This is a genomic window from Lacrimispora sphenoides (assembly GCF_900105215.1).
Classification (GTDB): Bacteria; Bacillota; Clostridia; order Lachnospirales; family Lachnospiraceae; genus Lacrimispora; species Lacrimispora sphenoides_A.
In genome coordinates this window covers 2047753-2062449 of record NZ_FOIP01000001.1, presented here as the reverse complement: position 1 = coordinate 2062449, position 14697 = coordinate 2047753, and the positions used below count along the sequence as shown (strand labels likewise).

Sequence of the window (14697 nt, the reverse complement as noted above, 5' to 3'; positions counted from 1 at the left end):
TTTAAGAACCTTTTCTGGAATTGATTACCCGCATCCCAAACCTGGAGCTTACAAAATCTCTCACGGCAGGACATAAAAAGGTGGCGTAATCCATCAGGTGATAAGCAGCCATATAAAGACGGCTTCCCTTTTCCTTAGGTGTTCCGGCCCATGGCGTAAGTGATAGATAATGATCATAAGCCCTGCGGTAATGGTTTAAATTCCCCTCTTTCCAGGGTCTTTCATCCCCCATAAAGTGTAGGATCGCAGGATGTTTTTTTGCCTCCCGGAACCCATTTTGCCCAAGCTTTCCATACACAGGAGACAGCCTTACCAGATGACTGTACCGGTAATATCGGTAATTGGTAAAAAAGTTATATCGGGGAGATAAGGGTTTTATCCTTCCCTTTAACGCCCCGTTAATGGTATCCTGGTCTCCAGCAAACAGCTTCCCGCCCATGGAACAGTAAAAGTCCAGAAGCTGCTTCTGGGCGTTTTCCTCTCTCCAGCGGGTCATATCAATGAGGAGAACACCGGAATTAAAATAAGGAGCTTCGGGTAAAAGGCCGATTTCTTCCTTAATGGAAGGGTATATGGTAGGTTCCATGACCGCTCCTAATAGGAAGGATCCCAGATCCTTTTCCCACAGTTTTTTTAGGGAAGACAGCACTACCGTATCACAGTCTAAATACAGCACGCGGTCCGTTACCTCCGGGAGAACCTCTCCCATAAACAGGCGGGCCATAATGCTTAAATCAAAACCGCCCGTATCAACTTCATAGGAAAAGCGCTCCTTTAAATCTCCCAGCTCCACGACCGTCAGTTCCTGACCAAACCCATCTGCCACGGACTTAAGCCGTTCTTTCGTCTTTTTGGACAGGCTCATGGACAAAACAAAGATATGGATGTCACCCATGTCCCTGTTATGATCCAAAAGGGAATAAAGGGATACGGCCAGATGCCTGGCATAATTATCGTTGGAAGCGTATACAACGTTCATAGATTCCTCCAGTTTACGTACGTTTCAGGGCATGGAAAATCCAGCCCTGGTTCCGTAGTATTGTACTATATCTGCCATAAAAAGTAAACAGCTATGCCTGTATGCAGGATTAGCCCAATTCCTTTTCTGCCCGGTTCATGGCTGATTCAATAACCTTGTCCATATCGTAGTATTTATATTCTCCTAACCGTCCCCCGAAAATCACATGATCTTCCGTTTCAGCCAAAGCCGCATATTTTAAGAATAATCCCTGATTTTTTTCATCGTTTACCGGATAATAGGGCTCCATGCCCTCGGTCCAGTCTACGGAATATTCCCGGGTTATAACAGATTTAGGCTGAGTTCCGAATTCAAAATGCTTATGCTCAATGATCCTGGTATAAGGAGTTTCCCGGTCCGTGTAGTTAACGACTGCCACTCCCTGGTAGTTGTCCGTATCCACTACCTGGGTTTCAAACCGCAAGCTCCGGTATTCCAGCTTTCCAAACTGATATCCGTAATAAGCATCAATGGTTCCAGTATAAATCACCCGTTCTCCTAACCCATCATAATATTCCTTATTTTCCAGATAATCGACTCCCATTTCCACGTCGCAGCCTTCAAACAGCTTTTCAATGATCACATTATATCCGCCTATGGGAATTCCCTGGTATAAGTCATTGAAGTAGTTGTTATCATAGGTAAAGCGAACGGGAAGGCGTTTGATGATAAAGGCAGGAAGATCCTTGCAGTCTCTGCCCCACTGTTTCTCCGTATAGCCTTTCACCAGCTTTTCATAAATATCCCTGCCCACAAGGCTGATCGCCTGCTCCTCTAAGTTCCTGGGTTCTCCGGTTACAGAAGCTTTTTGCTCTTCGATTTTTGCCTTTGCTTCCGCAGGGGTAGATATTCCCCACATCTTACTGAAGGTGTTCATATTAAAGGGCATGTTATACATTTCACCCTTGAAATTTGCTACCGGGCTGTTGGTATAGCGATTGAACTCTGCCAGCTCATTGACAAATTGCCATACCTTCTTGTTGCTGGTATGGAAAATATGGGCTCCGTAACGGTGTACGTGGATTCCTTCTGTTTCCTCGCAGAAAATGTTGCCGCCCATGTGGTCCCTCTTCTCTACCACAAGGCACTTTTTCCCTTTTTGCCTTGCCAAATATGCAAAGACACCGGAATAAAGGCCGCCGCCTACCAGCACATAATCATATTTTTTCATGGTTTCCTTCTCCTGTCTTGTTTATAAACTGTCTACATTATACTAAAACCATTTAGAAAAGTAAATGTATGTGCTTATTTCCTTCAAGAGGATAAATATATAAGTGATTTAATTGCCAAACCTAACTTATTGGAGGTAAAATACCGATATACTTGCTATATACAAAAGAATAAAGCTTTAGGGGGATGGATAAATGTTTAAAGTAGCAATTTGCGATGATGAACAGATTGAAGCTGCGGTAATTAAACAGCTTGTAGAAGAATTTATGAAAGATCATGGAATTCTTTACAGCATTCAAATGTTTCATTCTGGTGAGGAACTGACAGCCTCCTCTGTAAGCTTTGATTTCGTCTTTCTGGATATTTCTATGGGAGGAATGAATGGGATTGAAGCGGGAATGAAGCTATACCAGAAAAACAGAAAGGTCAGGATCATTTATATTACAGGGTTTAACGGATACTGCAGTGATGCAATTAATCGTGCACATGCATTTGCCTATTTGCCAAAGCCTGTTAAAAAGGAACAATTAATAGATCATATCAGTGAGCTGGTACAGGTCATAGGATTGGACCGAGGAAATGATATCGAGATTGTATTGTCAAATGTAACAGAAATAAGTGAAAGCGGCGAAAAAGAATATCCGGCAGTTAATGTATCGGTTTCAAAGATTCTTTATTTTGAATATGTAAAAACCGCACGTAAAATCAGAGTGAAAACAATTAAAAAAACGTATGAATATATTGGGACAATGACAGATGTGGAGCAGAGAATGGAAATATATGGCTTTGGAACCTGCTACCGCGGAGTGATTGTAAATTTTGAACATGTGGCAAAAGTTAAAGGAGATATGGTCTATTTAAATACGGGAGAAAGATTACCCTTATCACAAAAGCGGGTAATTGCCTTTAAAGAGCAGTTAAATAATTATGTTCACAGGAGTATTTAACTATGGAAAATAATATATTATTTTTATCCGGTATCATAGTCTCGTGTCTGGTTACAACTATCGTCATATTTCAATTTATGGGCAGCAGGCATAAAAAGGCATTTCATAATAAACAGTTCTACTTTCTCGTTCAAATAGGCGTCAGTATATTTTTAATGGGCATCAATTTATTGCAGCGGCCATTGGTAAATATGCTGAGTTGGGTCATTTCATATGGTTTAGTAAGCTATTTCTTATATTTTGATGATTTTGATAAACCGATGCGAAGGGTTTTAGAAGCGGAAATTATGGTATTGGTATTTGCAGTGTGCGAAGCCGCAGGAGTAGCCTTACTTGATTTTATGTTCTGGAAAATGCGTATGCCTCCATTGGAGCCGGAGGTGGAAACCTTTCTTAATATGACATTTTCCATGTTTGTTTTGCTGTTTATGTATTATACTTTTATTTCTCCAATATGGGGGAGAAATGAAAAAGTCAAATTTACCAAATCACAGTATGTACTTCATTTTATTATTGCCATTTACAGTTTTATGAATATGGTTGTAATAGGCGTTTCCTTCGGGAAAATAAGGGGAGAAGGTATGGGTCTTATTCTGTTAATCAACATGGGATTCATTATATTTGCAGATATGTATTTTTTATATTTCATACGATTTATGGAAGATAATTATCAATTAAAGGTAAAACTGGAGTTATTGGAACAGCAGGCGACTATGCAGTATAAATATTATTTGCATCAGGAAAAGAAGCATCAGGAATCTCTTAGTATACTTCATGATGTTGACAAACACATAGCGGTTATGGAAGGGCTGTATCATGGAGATGACAAAGAAGGGACAATTAATTACATTAAAGAGATCAATACAATCTTAAAGCCTTTGCTCCCACAACAGCTAACCAATAATGGTATTTTAAATATTCTTTTAAATGACAAAATACAAAACACAGAAAAACTACATATCGATTTGCAATATGAAATAGGAAATGTTGATTTAAGCTTCATGAATCCGATGGATATCACTACAATCTTTGGTAATTTATTGGATAATGCCATAGAAGCCTGTGCACAAGTGAACGGATCTCCATGGATAAAGTTAAAAATCAGCCCTTATTATGAAATGATAGCAATAAAAGTTGAAAATACTTCAAATAGCATCGACAGATGGAATGAGGGCAGACCGGTGTCTCAAAAGGGGGCAAATCACGGAATCGGATTAAGCAATGTTGAGCGCGCGGTAGAAAAGTACGATGGTTCTATGAATCTGAGCAGTGAAAATGGAATATTCCAGTGTAATGTATTGATAAATATGTAGGAATGAGCGGACGGAACGTTTTCAGTTGAAGTGCCTACTTCGTGCAAAAAAATCGTCTTTCGTGCTTCACATATTGAAAGCAAATGGTATTTGACTATAATTAAAACATAACTATAAATTACACAAGAAAGGAAGATTAAAATGAAGAAAAATTTCAAAGAAACAGCTTTAACTTTACTTTCAAAGGCCGCATTATCCACATCTAAGAAGGAGGCAAACTCAGCATGTATTTGCATTGGGTATCAGCCTAAAATGCCTGAGAGCGTTACAAAGTTCAAAAAGAACATTTAGTTAAATTTCATGTGTAATAAGTCGACGAAATAATGAGAAGAATAGTTGGTTACATATCAAAAAGCATGGTCAAAGATGGTATAATTTTAGAATCAGAGCAGGATATCTATGATTTCGGAATAGAATGTTTGCTTTTAAAATTAATACACTACATTTCTTATATAACCATTGCAGTCATGATGCAGCAAGTCTTTGATTTGTTTGTAATGGCATGCGCCTTTTATCCCATACGGGTTAATGCAGGCGGCTATCATGCCAGGACGAGAATAGGCTGCTACTTTGTATCATGTTTGACGGTTTTTTCTGGCTTGTTGTTTTACAGGCAAAACTTTAGCGATAAGGTTTATATTATATGTTGGCTGGCTGCTTCTATCATTATCTACTTCAATGCTCCTATCGATAACGAAGGAAAAATCATGAGCCGGTCAGAAATAGAATATTACAAAAAAAAGACCAGAGTGGTTATCATAGTTCTTGGTGTATTAATAGGGGGAGTTTGGGGATTAAATAAAGATTATATCGGCAAAATGTTGATTTGTGGAATTGTAATTTCGGCGATTGCAATATTCATAGAAAAACAAAGAAGAAAATTGAGAGATGAACATGATTCCCAAAAGTAGTTTACTTTTGGGAACCCTTTTTTAATCACATAATTTTAAAAAATAAACCATTCTTTTATACTTATATATTTTTTAACAAAGTTTCACCAGCTATATTTCTGTTATATTATGATAAAGTCACCGGGAAAAACAAATTCTTCTTTCGAACTCCCGGTTTTTTGTAGGAACGTCCAGGCAAAATTGCCGGATGGAAAAAGGGAATTTGTTGATGATACCAGTTTCCCCACTGGTATGATCAACAAATCCCCTTCCTTTGCTCTTATCATTGTTAATAATGCTTATGAGACCTTTTCATTATGCCTAGTCAGCCTTTCCTTGATCCTCGGCCCTATGATCTGAACCACGATCACCAGAATCAGGATGATACCCTTGATTGCATCGTTGATGAGAGAATCCATCTTAAGTGCAACGATGATCTTGTCAATGATCGTATAAGACATGGCTCCAAATAAGATTCCCAGGCATTTGCCCTTTCCTCCGGACATGCTGATGCCGCCTAATACAACTGCCGCAATGGCATACATTTCATAGCTGCTTCCGGTTGTGGCCGGGTCAGAAGAAGCGTTCATGGCCACCCATAAAAAGGAGGCAAGCCCTGTCAGGATTCCTGCAAGAACAAATACGGAAACCTTCATGAGACTCACATTGATCCCCGCCATCTGTGCTCCCTTCGCATTGCTTCCCACCGCATATACCTTTTTTCCATACTTGGTGCTAGTCGTTATATAAACAAATAATGCCGTCATTAAAATCAGGATCAGTCCCACAATGGGAACGGTAAGGATCTTTCCGTTTCCAAGGCCGTAAAACGGCTGATAAGAGGACAGTTCTTTGATCATCCGGTATACGCTGCTTCCGCCTCCTGCCAGAGCCTTATCGATATGCTGGCAGATATATTGGGCAAAGGAACGGAAGATCAGCATGGTCGCTAAAGTAACAATAAAGGCCGGCATTTTTATGTATCCCACCAGCAGGCCGTTGATTAAGCCGCAGACCGCACCAAATAAAAGGGCAAACAATAATGTCATCAGTATATGATCTGTGATATTAAACATGATGACCGACAGCCCGCTGTTTAATGCCAGCATGGAACCTACCGATAAATCGATTTCCCCGGTCATACATACCAGTCCCATTCCCAGACCAATGATTCCCACCACTGCCGAATGACGGAAAATATTCATGGTGCCGCTCCAGGTCAGCCCGTTGCTGGTGAGGGCATATACCAAAAAGATCAGTACAAATACGATAATAAAACTGAATTCCCCGCACCATTTGGACAGAACCCCAAGGGACACTCCGTTTTTCTTTTCTCCTGCCTTCATTTCTTTATCCTCCTATTTCCTGGTTCACAGCATTTGTAGAATACAGCATGACCGTAGTATCATTGATTTCATCGTGCTCCAGAATTTTGATCATTCTTCCGTTGTAAAAAACAGCACAGAAATCTGCTACCTTCTGGATCTCCGGTATTTCCAGAGTATTGATGAGTATGGTCTTTCCCTTTTTTGCCATTTCCAGTATCAGCTTATAAATCTCAGCCTTGGCTCCTACGTCGATGCCTTGAGTAGGATTATCAAACAGCAGAATATCCGCATCCGTATTCAGCCATCGGGCAATAAATACCTTCTGCTGGTTTCCGCCGCTTAAGGATAGAATGGAATCTGAGCTGCTTCTTGCCTTGATATTTAACAGGGTCTTAAACGCTTCAAACCGCTCTTCTTCCTTCCGTTTTTGAATGTGAGGCCTGCGTGCCGATAAGGTATGCTCCGCCAGGTACATGTTTTCCAGCAGATTCATGTCCGGGATGACGGAATTTTCTTTTCGGTTGGATGCCAGCATGGCGATGTTTGCTTCCATGGCTTTATGGATCGAATGGGAGGGCACCCGTTTTCCCCTGACCTTCATTTCTCCTGATATAGCCTCAGTAACCCCAAACATGCACTGCATCAGCTCGCTGCTTCCGGAGCCTTGAAGTCCGGTGAGTCCGATGATCTGGCCTTTTTTGACCTGCAAGGACACTTGTTCAAATCCAGGCCCTGAAAAATCATGAAGCTCCAGAACCACTTCACCGGGTTTTCTCTTTTCATAGACCTCACCGGCAGAATAATTCTCTCCTACCATGAGCCCTGTTACCTCTTCCGGAGTCGTTTTATCAATGGCGCCGTCTCCTATAAACTCACCATTACGGAATACAGTATACCGGTCAGCCAGTTCAAAAATCTCCGGCATTTTGTGGGAAATAAAAATAAAGGAGGTTCCTGTCTTTTTTAAATGATTGACTATGCTGAACAAATGCTTTACTTCTTCGTTATTTAAGGAAGTGGTAGGTTCATCTAAGATCAGCAGCTTTGCCTTAAAAAACAGCGCCTTTGCAATCTCCAGCATCTGCTTCTGGCTGGTCTTTAAATTCGCCACCAGCTCACCTGAATTTATGTCAACTCCCAGTTCAAGGAATAACCTCTCCGTTTCTTCCATCATCTTTCGTTTGTTCAGTTTTCCAAGCCTGTTCTGATACTCTTTCCCCAGAAAAATATTTTCATAGACCTTTAAATCGTTAAACAGATTCAGTTCCTGATGGACAAAGGCAATTCCAAGTTCCTCCGATTGTCTGATGGTGATGGTATCGATCTCTTTTCCGTCAAATGCAATGGTTCCGCTGTCTTTGGAAAATACTCCTGTCAGCACGTTCATCAAAGTCGACTTCCCTGCCCCATTTTCTCCAAGCAGGGCATGAACCTCCCCCTGTTCGACGGTTAAGCGGACTCCCTTTAGTACCTGGACTCCGTTAAATGCCTTGCTGATCCCACTCATTTCCAATAAACTCATCTCTCAACCTCCGGTTTTATAAAAGGGGCCGTTCCGAAAGCGACGAACGGCCCCTTTTGTCCCTCAGACCATTATTTCTAAAAGGATGGGTACTCATTTACATTTTCTGATGTTACATTTTCGCAGGCGATCACATGATCCTGGGTCACCTGTTTTTCATCTAAGTAATCCACCATATCTTCAATCGCTGTCTGAATCATAGATGGGCTGTAGGTTACTGACATGATGCCTCCGCATTTTGATGCGATATCCTCATAGGATTTTCCCCGAAGTACTTCGTACAGTTCGTCAAGTCCGCCGCAGCCGGTGATAACGGGTTTGCCGGAAAGGAAGGTATCCTTGGTTGCCTCATCAATTCCGCCTCCGGAAAGAGCCTCTAAGATTCCCATGGCAAGCTCATCATCTTCTGCATAAAACCATTTGATCTTGGCGTTTTTGCTGTCTCCCATCAGGGATTCAAAGGATGTTTTTGTGTCTGAGCGGCTCCAGTTCATTGCTCCGGAATATGTAATGGATTTTATGTCATCCTGGCTCCATTTCTTATCTGCATTAATGACTTCTCCGCCAAATTCCAGTTCCCCTGTTAAGTATTTGGTGAAGCCTTCATCCCGCAGTGTGGTAACGGAAGAAGTGTCGCCTTCATAAACGTAGATCGGCTCTCCCGGTGTAAGTCCCAGGGAAACAAAATAAGCGGCAGCACCTGCGCCGATGCCGGAATTGTCGCCTTTTACATTGGACACGGCCTTACCGGCAACGCCGTCAATGATCCGGTCAAATGCCACATAGGGAATTCTTGCATCGATCACGCCCTGAATCGCAGACTGTACCGTATCATCAATGGGCTGGATGACCATTGCAATGTTCTTTTCTCCTTTGGAAACGATATCCTCGATGTTCCGGATCTGCTCTGCCGCATTGGCTGAGGTGATGAGTTCCGAGGTGTAAGTGCCGTTTTCATTTACTTCCTGGATCTTCTGTTTTGCAAAGGTAGCTACAGAACCGGTCCAGCCATGATCTTCTGGTACGGTCAGAACATAAATATGAGTACCTTCTTTTACGGCCTCTGTTTCTTTCACAGTTTCCGCTGATGTTGACTCTGTCTTTGCTGCCGCTGTTGTGGTGTCTGCCGGTTTTACCTGGGAACATGCAGTTCCTGCTGCCGCCACCAATGCCGCCAAAATAATTGCTGCTGCTTTTTTCATATTGCTGATCCTCCTTTTACATTTTCCTTCTCTATCAAAGCATTTTTGCTGCTTTAACCTAAATGATAAACTGGTCCATATATTTCTTAGACAGTTTCAGACTGTCAAGGATCTTTTCCCTGGAGCCCTCAAACGCCCTGTCCTCAACTTCAATGCAAGTGAAACCGTTGTAACCGATATCCGTTAATGCGCTGACATATTTTCCCCAGTTCACATCCCCAAGGCCGGGAAGCTTTGGCGACATATAATCCAGAGGATATGCCATGGTCCCCACCTTTTTTAACTCATCCTCATACAATTTAATGTCCTTATAATGGACGTGAAAAATCTTATCCCGGAACTGGTAAAGAGGCTTAATATAATCCATCATCTGCCAGACAAAATGGGAAGGATCATAATTGATCCCAAGATTTTCATTGGGCAGGATCTCAAATATCTTTTCCCAGTTCGCCGGAGATGTCATCAGGTTCTGCCCGCCGGGCCACTGCTCCCTGCCAAACAGCATGGGGCAGTTCTCAATGGCGATCCGCACATTTTTTTCCTCTGCATGGGCAAGAATGGGCGGCCATATTTCTTTCACCAGCTCTAAGTTCTCTTCTACGGTCTTTGTCTGGTCCCTGCCGATAAAAGTGGTCACCAGACGAACGCCCAGGACATCGCTGGCATCGATCACCTTCTTAAGATGGGAAATATTGTCCTGCCTTTTTTCCTTATCCTCTTCCATTACGTTGGGATAAAAAGCAAGGGCGGAAATATCCACATTACGTTCTATGCAGTAGTTTCTTATGTACTCCGCCTTTTCCTCTGTTAAACCGGCCACGTCAATGTGGCTGACTCCCGCATACCTGCGTTCTGCTTTTCCCTGGGGCCAGCAAGCCACTTCCACGCACTGGAAACCCATAGCTGCCGCCGTATCGATCATTTCCTCAAAAGTCCATTCAGCAAGAATTGCACTGACAAATCCCAGTTTCATGCTATCTTTCCCCCTTTTTCCTGATAACGATCCTTCGTTTTTCCCTGCCAGACTTCAGGCAGGCAAACACAGCTTCCATGGCGCTTAATACATCAGCCCCGCTGACCGGCACCTCTGCCCCCACCTCCAGAGCATCCACAAATGCATCAATAATCCCGGATTTTGTCTGATTGTCATTGGTCTGTATCTTATCAATATCGTATAATATTTGCTCCCCATTTTTCAAAACCACGGAAATGGAATGTTCCGGATCATCATAGATCTTCATGATCCCCTTAGTCCCATAAAGGACTGTAGAATTATCTTCCCTGCCATAATAAGTCCAGCTGGCTGTCATGGTACCTATGGCACCATTTTCCATCTCATAGATGCAGATGGCATTGTCATCCACACCGATCAGCTCTCCTGACTCGTATCTCTTATCCAGCGTCAGCAGCTGGGCAGTCACAGCTGCGACTTTCTGGCCCAGAAGATATTGAATTAAATCCGTCTTATGAACCCCCAGATCAGCCATGGCTCCCATGGAAGCCCTATCTTTATCAAAAAACCAACTGTTAGCCCCATCGATGCTCCAGGTTTCCGGCCCGCCATGCCCGAATGTGGTCTTAAATGTGAGGACCTTTCCGATCGTATCTACTAAAAGAAGCCCCTTTGCCCGTACATGAGCTTTGGCAAATCTCTGATTTTGTCCGATCATCAGCTGCCGGTTGTTCTCTGCCGCCGCGTGTACCATTGCTTTACATTCCTCAAGGCTTACAGCCATGGGCTTTTCACAAAGTACATGCTTTCCCGACCGAAGGGCCTTGATTGTAATTTCCGCATGTGTATGATTGGCCGTACAGATACTCACTGCATCGATTCCCCGGTCAGCCAGCAAAGCATCTGCAGAATCATATACCTTTCCGCCGTAAACTGCAGCCAGCTCCCTTGCCCGTTCCTCGTTGAAATCATAATAGCCTGCAATCTGGACTCCGGGATGCGCCCCGTATTCAGGGATGTGTCTTGTCTGTGCGACCCTTCCGCACCCAATGATTCCTACCTTCATAGCATGTTCCTTCCTCTTCCGATTGGCTTTCATATTGCTTTTCATTTCTTTCATTTTTTCAAGGTGATTTTAACATTTTCTTGCTTTATTTTCAAGTTTTTGGTCGTTATTAATAGTTTTTCCATGTTATATCCAGATTCTATTGTGATAATATAATCAATCTGCACAATTGCACTCTTGATTTTCTGAAAACTTTTCATAACTATGAAAATTTTATATTTACAATAAGCCTCTCTCATGATATAAACAAAAGAAAGAACTAAGCAAAGGAAGAACATGGGAATGAAACAGGAAAAAATTACAATAGAAGAAATTGCAAGACAGGCGGGAGTTTCACCGGCCACCGTCTCCCGCGTGTTAAATCACAGGGAGCAGGTCAAGGCAGATACCGCCAAACGGGTAGAAAGCACTATGGCCGCTCTTGGATATGCCTTTGAATCCACCGCTCCGCCCTCCATTGAAGATCAACCGCTGATCGTTCTGAATATTCCTGGAATTGAAAATGTTTTCTATCAGGAGGTTATAAAAGGGGCCAGAGTCTCGGCAAAAGCCCATGGCTGTCATCTGCTCATTAATGAATCACCTTTGGACCGGAGTTCCATCCGCAATTTCTGCAATCTGCTCCACCGGGTCAATGCTGCCGGTTCTATTCTTTTGAACCGGGCATCGGAAGAACACTTAAAACAGATACGCGCCATCACCCCTCTGGTGCAGTGCTGTGAATACAACGAGGACGCCGCAGGATATCCCTATGTCAGCATTGACGATTTTTCCGCTGCAGAGGCGGCCACCGGATATCTCTATCATTGCGGCTGCAATAAGATCGCCCTCATCAATGGGCCTTTAAGCTTTAAGTATGCGGTAAAGCGGCAGGAGGGATATTTGAGCGCCTTAAAAAAGGCGGAAATCTCTGTCCCTCAAAACTGGATCATACAGCTTCCGGAGATCAACTACCAGATGGCCTACGCTGCCATATGCCGTTTATTAAACAGTGAGCCAAGGCCCAACGCCTTCTTTGTGGTCTCCGATATATTTGCAGCTGCTGTCATCCGGGCGGCAAAGCGTTTTAAACTCAATGTACCAAAGGACATCATGGTGGTGGGCTTTGATAACATCGAATTTTCAACTATGACCTGTCCTTCCATCACAACGGTCAACCAGCCCTGCCTGCAGCTTGGGTATACTGCCTGTGAGATGCTTCTGGAAATGATGGAAAATCCCTCCAGCTCCCCAAAATCACTGATCCTGGACGCAGAACTGGTGATCCGGGAATCAACTGCAAAAATCTGATTTAAGTTTTCCGCCAAAACATAAAAATAAGACCAGCCTTTTCTCAAAGGCTGGCCCTTTTATTTATGAATAGAATAACCGGTTGACTGCGCTGAAGATTCCGCGGATAGACGCTCTTGTAATGTTGGAGCTGATTCCCACACCATAGGTAGCTTTTCCTGTCTTCACATCTAAGAGGTGAATATAGGAGGCCGCCTGTGCTCCGGAACCGGAAGCAAGGGCATGCTCGTAGTAGTCAAGAACTCGGATCTCAATGCCAAGTTCTTTTTCAAGCCCCTTCTGTACCGCATCAATAGGTCCGTTTCCAACACCCTCGAAGATTTTCTCTACGCCATGATCGGTATAGCGGACTTTTGCAGCTGTTGAGAACGGTGTATCATCTTCTGCTTCCGTAATCTGTGATTTGCGGAAATGGATCGGTTCTTTCTTCTCCGTGTAATTGCTCTTAAACTCATCCATAATCTGCTCAGGAGCAACCTCACCCTGCTTTTCAGAAATCGCCTGGATCACATCTGCAAACTCCTTATGCATACCCTTGGGAAGCTTGAAACCATAGAAGGTATCCATGACAAAGGCTACGCCGCCCTTGCCGGACTGGCTGTTGATCCGCACGATAGGCTCATACTGCCTGCCGATATCTGATGGATCAATGGGCAGGTAAGGAACCTCCCAGTAAGTATTCTTTCTATCCCGCATGGCCTGCATGCCTTTGTTGATGGCATCCTGGTGGGAGCCGGAAAAGGCGGTAAAGACAAGCTTACCTGCATATGGATGTCTTGGCTCCACTTCCATCTTGGTGCATCGCTCATATATGTCAACGATCTCACGAATATTCTCAATGTGAAGCTCCGGATTGATCCCGTGAGAGAACATGTTGTATGCGACTGTTAAAATATCTACATTCCCGGTCCGTTCGCCGTTTCCTAAAAGCGTACCTTCCACCCGGTCGGCTCCTGCCAGCAGAGCAAGCTCCGTGGCTGCGATTCCGGTTCCCCGGTCATTGTGGGGGTGAACGCTTAAAATAATGCTGTCACGGTCCTTGAAATGAGTATTCATCCATTCGATCTGATCCGCATAAACGTTAGGAGTATTCATCTCCACAGTAGAAGGAAGGTTGAAGATAATTTTCTTATCCGGTGTTGCGCCCCAGGTTTCCTGGACAGCCGCACAAATATCCAAAGCAAAATCCAGCTCTGTTCCTGTAAAGCTCTCTGGAGAATATTCAAGAACCACTTCTCCATCAAAGTCCTGCATATACTGCTTCACCCATTCCGTACCCTTTACGGCGATCTCCCTGATTTCTTCCCGGCCCTTGCCAAAAACTACATCCCGCTGAAGAGTTGAAGTGGAATTGTAGATATGCACAATTGCCTTCTTAACTCCCTGAAGGGCTTCAAAGGTCCTCTTGATCAAATGCTCCCTGCACTGAACCAGAACCTGAATGACCACATCATCAGGAATCAGCTTACGTTCCACAAGCTGCCTTAAGAAATCATATTCAATCTGGGAAGCTGCTGGAAAACCGACCTCAATCTCCTTAAAACCCAACCGGATCAGGAGATCAAACATCTCGATCTTCTCTTCCACAACCATGGGCTCCGTAAGGGCCTGGTTTCCATCCCTTAAATCAACGCTGCACCAGATCGGCGCTTTCTTAATCTCATTGCACGGCCATTGTCTTTCCGGATAGGTGACTACCGGTATTCTTTTATATCTTTGATAATTCAACATATTTTATCTCCTCCATAATTATGTAATCGTCTGCTTTGTCCGGCGGATTGCCGAATCTGTTCTTGAAACAGAAAAAACTTAACACAGGCTTTGGAGTCGATAAATCACGCTGTATCTTTTGACAATGAACAACGTGGTTTTTACAGGTCTAACCCCATCTATCATCATTCCTTTGCATTAAAATCACATACCGTGCTCTGACAGTGTGTCACGGTAAAGTGTTATGTTATTATAGCACGACTAAAAAAGACTTACAACAGAAAAATTA

Annotated in this window: 13 protein-coding genes; 5 read left to right on the top strand and 8 right to left on the bottom strand. The window is 43.2% G+C overall.

The window, feature by feature from the left end; genetic code table 11:
- Position 1: 1 nt before the first annotated feature.
- Together BMW45_RS09410 and glf are read right to left on the bottom strand one after the other, a co-directional pair.
- Entirely contained in the window at positions 2-979 is a 978-nt protein-coding gene (locus BMW45_RS09410) for a glycosyltransferase family 8 protein (RefSeq protein ID WP_092242644.1), read from the bottom strand.
- Positions 980-1088: 109 nt separating this feature from the next.
- On the bottom strand, positions 1089-2189 hold the full coding sequence (gene glf, locus BMW45_RS09405; protein WP_025230065.1) for a UDP-galactopyranose mutase: 1101 nt from the start codon (positions 2187-2189) through the stop codon (positions 1089-1091).
- 193 nt (positions 2190-2382) lie between these two features.
- On the opposite strand from glf, the gene BMW45_RS09400 reads away from it, so the two are divergent.
- The 4 genes from BMW45_RS09400 to BMW45_RS09385 all read left to right on the top strand — a co-directional run bounded on the left by BMW45_RS09400 (position 2383) and on the right by BMW45_RS09385 (position 5359).
- Positions 2383-3135: a LytR/AlgR family response regulator transcription factor gene (locus BMW45_RS09400; protein WP_092242641.1), complete on the top strand. Its 753-nt coding sequence runs from the start codon at positions 2383-2385 to the stop codon at positions 3133-3135.
- A 2-nt stretch (positions 3136-3137) separates the two neighbouring features.
- A complete protein-coding gene (locus BMW45_RS09395; RefSeq protein ID WP_092242638.1) occupies positions 3138-4448 on the top strand; it encodes an ATP-binding protein in 1311 nt (436 codons plus the stop codon).
- A gap of 141 nt (positions 4449-4589) precedes the next feature.
- A complete protein-coding gene (locus tag BMW45_RS09390; RefSeq protein WP_054790204.1) occupies positions 4590-4739 on the top strand; it encodes a cyclic lactone autoinducer peptide in 150 nt (49 codons plus the stop codon).
- 32 nt (positions 4740-4771) lie between these two features.
- Positions 4772-5359: an accessory gene regulator B family protein gene (locus tag BMW45_RS09385; RefSeq protein ID WP_092242635.1), complete on the top strand. Its 588-nt coding sequence runs from the start codon at positions 4772-4774 to the stop codon at positions 5357-5359.
- A gap of 278 nt (positions 5360-5637) precedes the next feature.
- Here the strand turns inward: BMW45_RS09385 and BMW45_RS09380 are convergent, their stop codons facing one another.
- The 5 genes from BMW45_RS09380 to BMW45_RS09360 form a co-directional block, all read right to left on the bottom strand.
- The gene (locus BMW45_RS09380) at positions 5638-6684 is read right to left on the bottom strand and encodes an ABC transporter permease (RefSeq protein WP_092242630.1); all 1047 of its coding nucleotides are present in this window, start codon (positions 6682-6684) and stop codon (positions 5638-5640) included.
- Between the two features lie 4 nt (positions 6685-6688).
- Positions 6689-8188 (bottom strand): sugar ABC transporter ATP-binding protein, encoded by a 1500-nt coding sequence (locus tag BMW45_RS09375; protein WP_092242627.1) that lies wholly within the window; start codon positions 8186-8188, stop codon positions 6689-6691.
- A 77-nt stretch (positions 8189-8265) separates the two neighbouring features.
- Positions 8266-9390, bottom strand: a complete 1125-nt coding sequence (locus tag BMW45_RS09370; protein ID WP_092242625.1) for a substrate-binding domain-containing protein — start codon at positions 9388-9390, stop codon at positions 8266-8268.
- Between the two features lie 58 nt (positions 9391-9448).
- Positions 9449-10363: a sugar phosphate isomerase/epimerase family protein gene (locus BMW45_RS09365; protein ID WP_092242623.1), complete on the bottom strand. Its 915-nt coding sequence runs from the start codon at positions 10361-10363 to the stop codon at positions 9449-9451.
- Position 10364: 1 nt separating this feature from the next.
- Positions 10365-11408 (bottom strand): Gfo/Idh/MocA family protein, encoded by a 1044-nt coding sequence (locus BMW45_RS09360; protein WP_092242618.1) that lies wholly within the window; start codon positions 11406-11408, stop codon positions 10365-10367.
- Between the two features lie 282 nt (positions 11409-11690).
- Here BMW45_RS09360 and BMW45_RS09355 point away from each other — a divergent pair, with 282 nt between their 5' ends.
- Positions 11691-12698 (top strand): LacI family DNA-binding transcriptional regulator, encoded by a 1008-nt coding sequence (locus BMW45_RS09355; protein WP_025230072.1) that lies wholly within the window; start codon positions 11691-11693, stop codon positions 12696-12698.
- Between the two features lie 63 nt (positions 12699-12761).
- On the opposite strand, the gene leuA is transcribed toward BMW45_RS09355, so the two are convergent.
- Positions 12762-14429 carry a 2-isopropylmalate synthase gene (gene leuA / locus BMW45_RS09350; RefSeq protein ID WP_092242615.1) on the bottom strand — a complete coding sequence of 556 codons (1668 nt, stop codon included), beginning with the start codon at positions 14427-14429 and terminating at the stop codon, positions 12762-12764.
- Positions 14430-14697 lie beyond the last annotated feature (268 nt).

Bases quoted from the DNA above. Each gene is read 5' to 3' on its own strand.
- BMW45_RS09410 (WP_092242644.1), bottom strand. From the start codon at position 979: ATGAACGTTGTATACGCTTCCAACGATAATTATGCCAGGCATCTGGCC.
- glf (WP_025230065.1), bottom strand. From the start codon at position 2,189: ATGAAAAAATATGATTATGTGCTGGTAGGCGGCGGCCTTTATTCCGGT.
- BMW45_RS09400 (WP_092242641.1), top strand. From the start codon at position 2,383: ATGTTTAAAGTAGCAATTTGCGATGATGAACAGATTGAAGCTGCGGTA.
- BMW45_RS09395 (WP_092242638.1), top strand. From the start codon at position 3,138: ATGGAAAATAATATATTATTTTTATCCGGTATCATAGTCTCGTGTCTG.
- BMW45_RS09390 (WP_054790204.1), top strand. From the start codon at position 4,590: ATGAAGAAAAATTTCAAAGAAACAGCTTTAACTTTACTTTCAAAGGCC.
- BMW45_RS09385 (WP_092242635.1), top strand. From the start codon at position 4,772: ATGAGAAGAATAGTTGGTTACATATCAAAAAGCATGGTCAAAGATGGT.
- BMW45_RS09380 (WP_092242630.1), bottom strand. From the start codon at position 6,684: ATGAAGGCAGGAGAAAAGAAAAACGGAGTGTCCCTTGGGGTTCTGTCC.
- BMW45_RS09375 (WP_092242627.1), bottom strand. From the start codon at position 8,188: ATGAGTTTATTGGAAATGAGTGGGATCAGCAAGGCATTTAACGGAGTC.
- BMW45_RS09370 (WP_092242625.1), bottom strand. From the start codon at position 9,390: ATGAAAAAAGCAGCAGCAATTATTTTGGCGGCATTGGTGGCGGCAGCA.
- BMW45_RS09365 (WP_092242623.1), bottom strand. From the start codon at position 10,363: ATGAAACTGGGATTTGTCAGTGCAATTCTTGCTGAATGGACTTTTGAG.
- BMW45_RS09360 (WP_092242618.1), bottom strand. From the start codon at position 11,408: ATGAAGGTAGGAATCATTGGGTGCGGAAGGGTCGCACAGACAAGACAC.
- BMW45_RS09355 (WP_025230072.1), top strand. From the start codon at position 11,691: ATGAAACAGGAAAAAATTACAATAGAAGAAATTGCAAGACAGGCGGGA.
- leuA (WP_092242615.1), bottom strand. From the start codon at position 14,429: ATGTTGAATTATCAAAGATATAAAAGAATACCGGTAGTCACCTATCCG.